This window comes from Bradyrhizobium sp. CCBAU 11434 (assembly GCF_028128895.1).
GTDB lineage: Bacteria > Pseudomonadota > Alphaproteobacteria > Rhizobiales > Xanthobacteraceae > Bradyrhizobium > Bradyrhizobium zhengyangense.
In genome coordinates, this window is sequence record NZ_LBJX01000004.1 from 273491 (window position 1) to 280049 (window position 6559).

6 protein-coding genes are annotated in these 6559 nt (G+C 63.3%); 3 read left to right on the plus strand and 3 right to left on the minus strand.

The features are described from left to right. Positions 1-29 precede the first annotated feature (29 nt). A complete protein-coding gene (locus XI06_RS07020; RefSeq protein ID WP_271604902.1) occupies positions 30-1277 on the plus strand; it encodes an MFS transporter in 1248 nt (415 codons plus the stop codon). A 6-nt stretch (positions 1278-1283) separates the two neighbouring features. On the opposite strand, the gene XI06_RS07025 is transcribed toward XI06_RS07020, so the two are convergent. The 3 genes from XI06_RS07025 to XI06_RS07035 form a co-directional block, all read right to left on the minus strand. Then, positions 1284-1907 (minus strand): HAD family hydrolase, encoded by a 624-nt coding sequence (locus XI06_RS07025; RefSeq protein WP_271604903.1) that lies wholly within the window; start codon positions 1905-1907, stop codon positions 1284-1286. Between the two features lie 142 nt (positions 1908-2049). Further along, positions 2050-2271, minus strand: coding sequence for a dodecin (locus XI06_RS07030; RefSeq protein WP_271604904.1), 222 nt, complete (start codon positions 2269-2271; stop codon positions 2050-2052). A gap of 137 nt (positions 2272-2408) precedes the next feature. After that, complete coding sequence (locus XI06_RS07035; protein WP_271604905.1) at positions 2409-3665, minus strand: glycosyltransferase family 87 protein; 1257 nt, start codon at positions 3663-3665, stop codon at positions 2409-2411. A 327-nt stretch (positions 3666-3992) separates the two neighbouring features. Between XI06_RS07035 and XI06_RS07040 the strand changes: the two genes are divergently transcribed. Next, a complete protein-coding gene (locus XI06_RS07040; RefSeq protein ID WP_237863934.1) occupies positions 3993-4994 on the plus strand; it encodes a glycoside hydrolase family 16 protein in 1002 nt (333 codons plus the stop codon). 2 nt (positions 4995-4996) lie between these two features. Beyond that, positions 4997-6478 carry a GH1 family beta-glucosidase gene (locus tag XI06_RS07045; RefSeq protein ID WP_271604906.1) on the plus strand — a complete coding sequence of 494 codons (1482 nt, stop codon included), beginning with the start codon at positions 4997-4999 and terminating at the stop codon, positions 6476-6478. Positions 6479-6559 lie beyond the last annotated feature (81 nt).

Below are 6559 nucleotides of genomic sequence, written 5' to 3' on the forward strand. Positions count from 1 at the left end.
GCGAGGGATGGACTGGCGTAGGGGGACGTATGAGCCAGGTACAGGACGTCACTCTCGGCGCGATTGATACGGCCCCGACCGATCGCGATGCGGAAGCGCGCCGGGCGCTGTGGGGATCGGCGCTCGGCTACGCCATGGATGGGTTCGACCTCCTCATCCTCGGCTTCATGCTGACGGCGATTTCGAAGGACCTTCATCTCACGCAGCCGCAAGCGGCCTCGCTGGTGACAGGAACGCTGGTCGGCGCGGTCGTCGGCGGCGTCGGCTTCGGCATGCTGTCGGACCGGCTTGGCCGCGTTCGGGTTCTGACCTGGAGTATCGTCCTGTTCGCGATCTTCACCGGCCTCTGCGCGCTGGCGCAGGGCTATTGGGACCTCCTGGCTTATCGGGCCGTCGCCGGCATCGGCCTCGGCGGCGAGTTCGGCATCGGCATGGCGCTGGTGGCGGAGGCCTGGCCTGCGAGCAAGCGCGCGCGGGCAACGTCTTACGTGGGGCTTGGCTGGCAGTTCGGCGTGCTCATGGCGGCGCTGGTGACGCCGGTCCTGTTACCGGTCATCGGCTGGCGCGGGATGTTCGCGCTCGGCGTGTTTCCGGCGGTGATCGCATACGTGATCCGGCGCAAGCTGCACGAGCCTGACGTCTTCATCGCGCATCAGGCAAAGGCTGCAGATGCCGGTTCGTCACTTCGTGCGCTCGTGGTCGATGCGGAGACGACCCGGATCGGCATCGGCATGATCATCCTCTGCTCCGTGCAGAATTTCGGCTATTACGGCATCATGATCTGGCTGCCGAACTATCTCTCGACGCGGTTCGGCTATGGCCTGACGCAATCGGCGCTCTGGACCGCGGTGACGATTGCCGGGATGGCGCTCGGCATCTTCCTGTTCGGTCATGCGGCCGACCGTTTCGGCCGTCGTCCCGCGTTCCTGGCCTACATGCTGGGCGCGGCCATCATGGTGGTGGTCTATTCGCAGTTGACATCCGCCGGTGCGCTGCTGATCGGCGGAGCGGTGATGGGCTTCTTCGTCAACGGCATGCTCGGCGGCTACGGTGCGCTGATGAGCGAGCTTTATCCGACCGCGGCGCGCGCCACTGCGCAGAACGTGTTCTTCAACATCGGTCGAGCGGTCGCCGGCTTCGGCCCGCTGGTGGTTGGCATCGTCAGTGCCGCCTACGGCTTTCCAACCGCGATCGCAGGTCTTGCGCTGCTATATCTCATCGACATCGCGGCGTTGCTCGTGCTGATCCCGGAGCGGCGCGGCGTCGATCTCGCCTGACGTCGTTCACTGCCTGCGAAGCAGGCCGTGAGCCGAAAGAGTTTGCTTGAACGTCTCCACGGACGTGTAGTGATGCGCGAGGAGACCCGCCTGCCGCGCTCCCGCGACATTGGCCGCAAGGTCGTCGACAAAGAGCACATTCTCCGGTTCGACCTCGAGCTCTGAAATGCAGAGGCGGTAGCAGAGCGGATCGGGATTCGCCGTCTTGAACTGCGCCGAGGTGTAGATCCTGGAGCCGAACAGCGGCCGCAATTCCGGCAGCAGCGTATCGATGTGATCGGCAACCAGCGTGGTATTGTTGGTCAGGATGGCGATATCGACGGTTCGGCGCAAGTCTTCGACAATCTCCAGCATGGCGCAATCGGCCTGCATCGAGCGGCGTCGCGCCTCCACCCATTCGTCGAGCGACAGCGGATAGCCGATACGCTCGCCGAAGCCGCGCAGATAGGCAGCGCCATCGAGCGTGCCGGAATCGCCGAGCAGCTCGATGCCACTGTCCCATATGGCTCGATGAACATATTCGTCTGTCGATCCCGCAAGCTCCGCCAGGCGCGCGATGCGCTTTCCCCTGTCATAGTCGCAGAGGACATTGTCCATGTCGAAGAGGACGAGCTTGATTTGATCAGTCACGGCGACACTCTGGACCCGGCCGGTACATCCGGCCGCGAGCAGAGTGATATCCAACACGCCAGCGAGCGCAAGTCCGTCGTCATCGGATGGACGCAGACGCGAAGGTCCTATTGCCACCGCATCCGGCGAAGGAGGAGCGGGGTTAGCCTTCCAGCGTAAACCCGACGCGCAGCGTCACCTGGTAGTGACGCACCGCACCGTTCTCGATGTGGCCGCGGGTCTGCACCACCTCGAACCATTTCATCTCGCGGATGGTCTTGGACGCGCGGCTGACTGCGTTCTTGACGGCGTCCTCGATCGAGGACTCGGACGATCCGACCAGCTCCAGGATCTTGTAGACATGATCCTTCTCGGCTGTGGGCATGGGTGCGCCTCCCTTGGTTGCGGTGCGGCGGGCGCAGGCGCGTGCCTGCGCGCGCCGCCGCATCGCTCCCAATTGAACGGGGACCACCCTTTCCGGTTCCGTCAGGTTCGATGATCCGCGTGTCGGATCGAGAAGAATTATTTTGCGACGGGTGCGGCCTGCGGCAGGACCGATGCAGGCTGTGTCCCGCGCCACAGCACCCGCAACAGCAGAACCAGCAGCGCCATCAACGCGAAGCCGCCGAGGGCGGGTGCGAAATGCTGGCTGGGGTCGGCCTTTTGTCCGAACTGAACGGCGAGCCGTCCCGACTGCAACAGCCCATAGGCGCCTGCGAACAGGATCAGCCCGTACGCCACATCGCGCTCGCGCGAACTCGCCATCCCCGCGAGATCGGGCAGCGCCAGCGCGAGCCCGATCCCGAGGATCGGCAGGTCGTAATCATAGGCATAGGGGCTGATCATCACCGACACCATCACGGTGATGCCGAGTGCGAATTTCAACGATAGGCCGCGGGCCGCGCCGACGAGGACGGCGAGCAAGGCCAGGCCCCCGACGACGACCTGTCCCCAGAAGGCGGCGCTCGTCGGAAGGCCGGCCTTGTAGAGTGCAGCATAGGTCGAGATCATGCGAAACAACGGGTAGAATCCCTGCTCGAGAAAGCTCGCCGATTCCCTGATCGCCCCTAGCCACGCGATCCAGATCTGCCAGCCGAACAGTAACGTGCAGATAAGCGAGCTCGTCACCACCACGACTGCAGCGGTCGCGAGCGCGAGCCATCGCCGCGTCGCCAGCAGGTAGACGCCTAGCGCAATGGCAAGGTGCGGCTTGATGACCATGGCGCCGAGTGCGAGGCCGGCGAGCCATTGCCGCCGGTCGACGTTGAGGCAGACCAGCGCGATCAGCGCGCCGGTGAGAAAGCCGTTCTGTCCGCAGCCGATGGTGATCGCGAGTGCTGGAAACAGGATCACCAGCGCTAGCGCGAAATTCGTGCCCGAGATCGCGCGCAGCGCCAGAAGATAGAGCGCCAGTGTCGCGGTCGTGAACAGGAGATAGCCGACGCCGACCGGAAGGAACGCGAACGGCGCGAGCAGGAGACCGTATTGCGGCGGATAGGTCCAGGGCATGAAGCCGGTCACGCCGCCGGCGGCTTCCATCTGCATCTTCAGCAGCGCGTCGAAATGATAGACCTGATCGAGATCGCCACGCCAGACGCGCTGCGCGACAATGTGGAAGGCGTCGAAATCGGCGAGCTCGCGATCCGCCCAGCCGCCCCAGCGCGCGAACCAGAACGTCTTGAACGCCACGATCGCCGCCAGTGCGGCCAGCACGAAGCGCACATAAGTCGTCCGCTTCGACGGCGAGAACCGAACCTGTTCCAGTGTTTCGGCGAGCATGGTGGCGGCGACCTCGAACCTGTCGGATTGGTGGCGGCGTGGGCGGGGTCCGCAGATTTCTGCCAAACTGCCATTGGAGGCTTAAGGGACAGTAACGAATAGGGAAGGATTTTGGCGGGGGGCGCCCAAATGGCGGAATGGAGGCGCGAGGATCGAGGCCGCTCGTTCGCTGATTTTGTGCCGAGGTGAAACGATTTTCGGCCGGTTTCTGTGAGGGGGCGCGATGTCTTTTCGAAATCGCCCGCGCGCGTCGGATGGGTGCGCTTGCCGGTTCAGTTAGTGGCGAGCTAATTTCTGCGAAGTTCCTCATATATTCGATGTACGGCGATGATCGACCGTGGGACGAAAGGCGCTCTGGCTGCGATCGGTTTGTTGACCTTGCCGGCGTTGAGTGCCGCGCAGGACGAGCTTGGTGACGCGCCGCGCGGCCTGTCGCTGCAGGTCACCACCGATCCTTCCACGATCGAGTGCCGCAAGCTGGAAGCAGTCAATACCTCTTCGCTCGAGTTCCTGCCGCTGCATCGGACCTTCAACGACGATTTCGATGAGCATCCGCTCTCGCACGGACGCTGGGTGCCGCATTATGCTGGCGGCGCCGCTTGGCCGGACGCCCGCTATTGGGGCGGCGATGGCTCCGACTTCAAGCGCAAGACCAGCGCCAATGGCGAACAGCAGATCTATGTCGATCCGCGCTACGCCGGGCGTGCGGGGGTGCCGCTCGGGCTCGATCCGTTCAAGGTCACGAACGGCGTGCTGTCGATCGTCGCCAGCCGCACGCCACCGGAACTGAAGCCAGTTCTTTTCAACAACGAGTACATCTCGGGAGTCCTGACGACGCAGGGCACGTTCGCGCAGAAGCACGGCTATTTCGAAATCCGTGCCAAGGTGCCGGTCGGCCACGCGGTGTGGCCGGCGTTCTGGATGCTGGCGGATGACGGCGGCTGGCCGCCGGAGGTCGACGTGCTGGAAGGCCGTGGCGAGAGGCCTGGCGATCTCGTCATGACCACGCATTGGCGGATTCCGTCGACCCAGAAGATCCAGTCTTGCGGCTTCGATTTTGCGGTCGGCGATGCTTCGCGCGCATTCCACAATTACGGTGTACTGTGGGAGGAGGATCGCCTGGTCTATTTCATAGACCGCAGGCCGGTCTCCGATATCAAGGTGCCGATCGGCTTCGACGATCCCATGTACATGATTGTCAATCTCGCGATCGGATCAAAATTCTTTCCCGGGGTCAGCCCGGTCGATGCGGAATCGCCCGAGAGCGTCGCGTTCGAGATCGACCGGATTTCCGCCTATCAGATCGATGTGGAGCAGGCGCGGAGATAGCGATGCCGATCGATGTCTCACGGCGCGATTTTGCAAAACTGGCGGGCCTGGCCGCGCTTGGCACAGCGACGGGCGCCAGAACTGCGGAGCAGGAAAAGGCTGCAGGGAATGAAACATCCGCTTCGGTTGAGCGCGGCGGGCCTTTCCCGAAGGGCTTCTTGTGGGGCACGGCGACCTCGTCCTACCAGATCGAAGGTGCGGTCGACGAAGATGGCCGCGGCAAGTCGATCTGGGACACTTTCAGCCACACGCCGGGCAAGATCGAGGATGGTTCCACCGGTGACCGCGCCAATGAGCACTATCGCCGCTACAAGGAAGACGTCGCGCTGATCAAGGCGCTAGGTGTCAAGGCTTACCGCTTCTCGATTGCATGGTCGCGCGTGTTTCCCGATGGATCGGGGCAGCCCAATCCAAAAGGACTCGACTTCTACAACCGTCTCGTCGACGAGCTGCTTGCAAGTGGCATCGAGCCCTATGCGACGCTTTACCACTGGGACCTGCCACAAGCGCTGCAGGATCGTGTCGGCGGATGGTCGTCGCGTGATACGTCAAAAGCTTTTGCCGATTTCGCCGGCTACGTCGCTGCGCGCCTGACCGATCGCGTCAAGAACATTTTTACTGTAAACGAGGTCGGACGCTTCGTGAACTTCGGCTATGGCTGGGGCATCGACGCGCCCGGCCTCAAGCTGCCGACCGCGCAGCTCAACCAGGCGCGCCATCACGTCGCGCTGGCGCATGGGCTTGCCGTGCAGGCGATCCGCGCCTCCGGACGCGCCGGCACCCGCGTGGGCGCAGCCGAGAACATCGCGGCATGCGTGCCGGCGATCGCGACACCGGAAAACATCCGCGCCGCCGAGATCGCAACACGCGAGCTCAACGCCGGCTTCCTCGGCGTGGTGCTGGAGGGCAAGTACACTGACGGTTTCCTCGCTTATGCCGGTGCCGACGCGCCGAAGTTCACGGCGGAGGAATTGAAGATCATCGGAACGCCGAATGATTTCGTCGGACTCAATATCTACGCGCCGCAATTCTACGTCACCGCCTCCGATCGCGCGCCGGGCTTCCATGTGCTGCCGTTCCCGACCTCGTTCCCCCACATGAATTCGGAATGGCTGCGGGTCGGCCCCGAAGTAATCTACTGGGCCCCGCGCCTCGCCGCGAAGATTTGGAACATCGAGAACATCTACATCAGCGAGAACGGTACCTCGTCCGAGGACAGGATTTCCGCCGACGGCCAGATCTACGACCTCGACCGCATCATGTTCCTGCGCAACTATCTGACCCAGATGCAGCGCGCCATCGCCGAAGGCGTTCCGATCCGCGGCTATTTCCTGTGGAGCCTGATGGACAATTTCGAGTGGATTTTCGGCTACGGCAAGCGCTTCGGCCTTTACCGGGTCGACTTCGAGACGCAGGCGAGGGTGCCGAAGCTGAGCGCGGCCTTCTATCGGGACGTGGTGGCGAGGAACGCGATCGGGGCGTGAGGCTGTCGCGCACCTCATAAGACTGTCGGATGGTCACCGGAATCATTGGACTTTTCCGGTCGGCGCACCTCATAAGTGCGT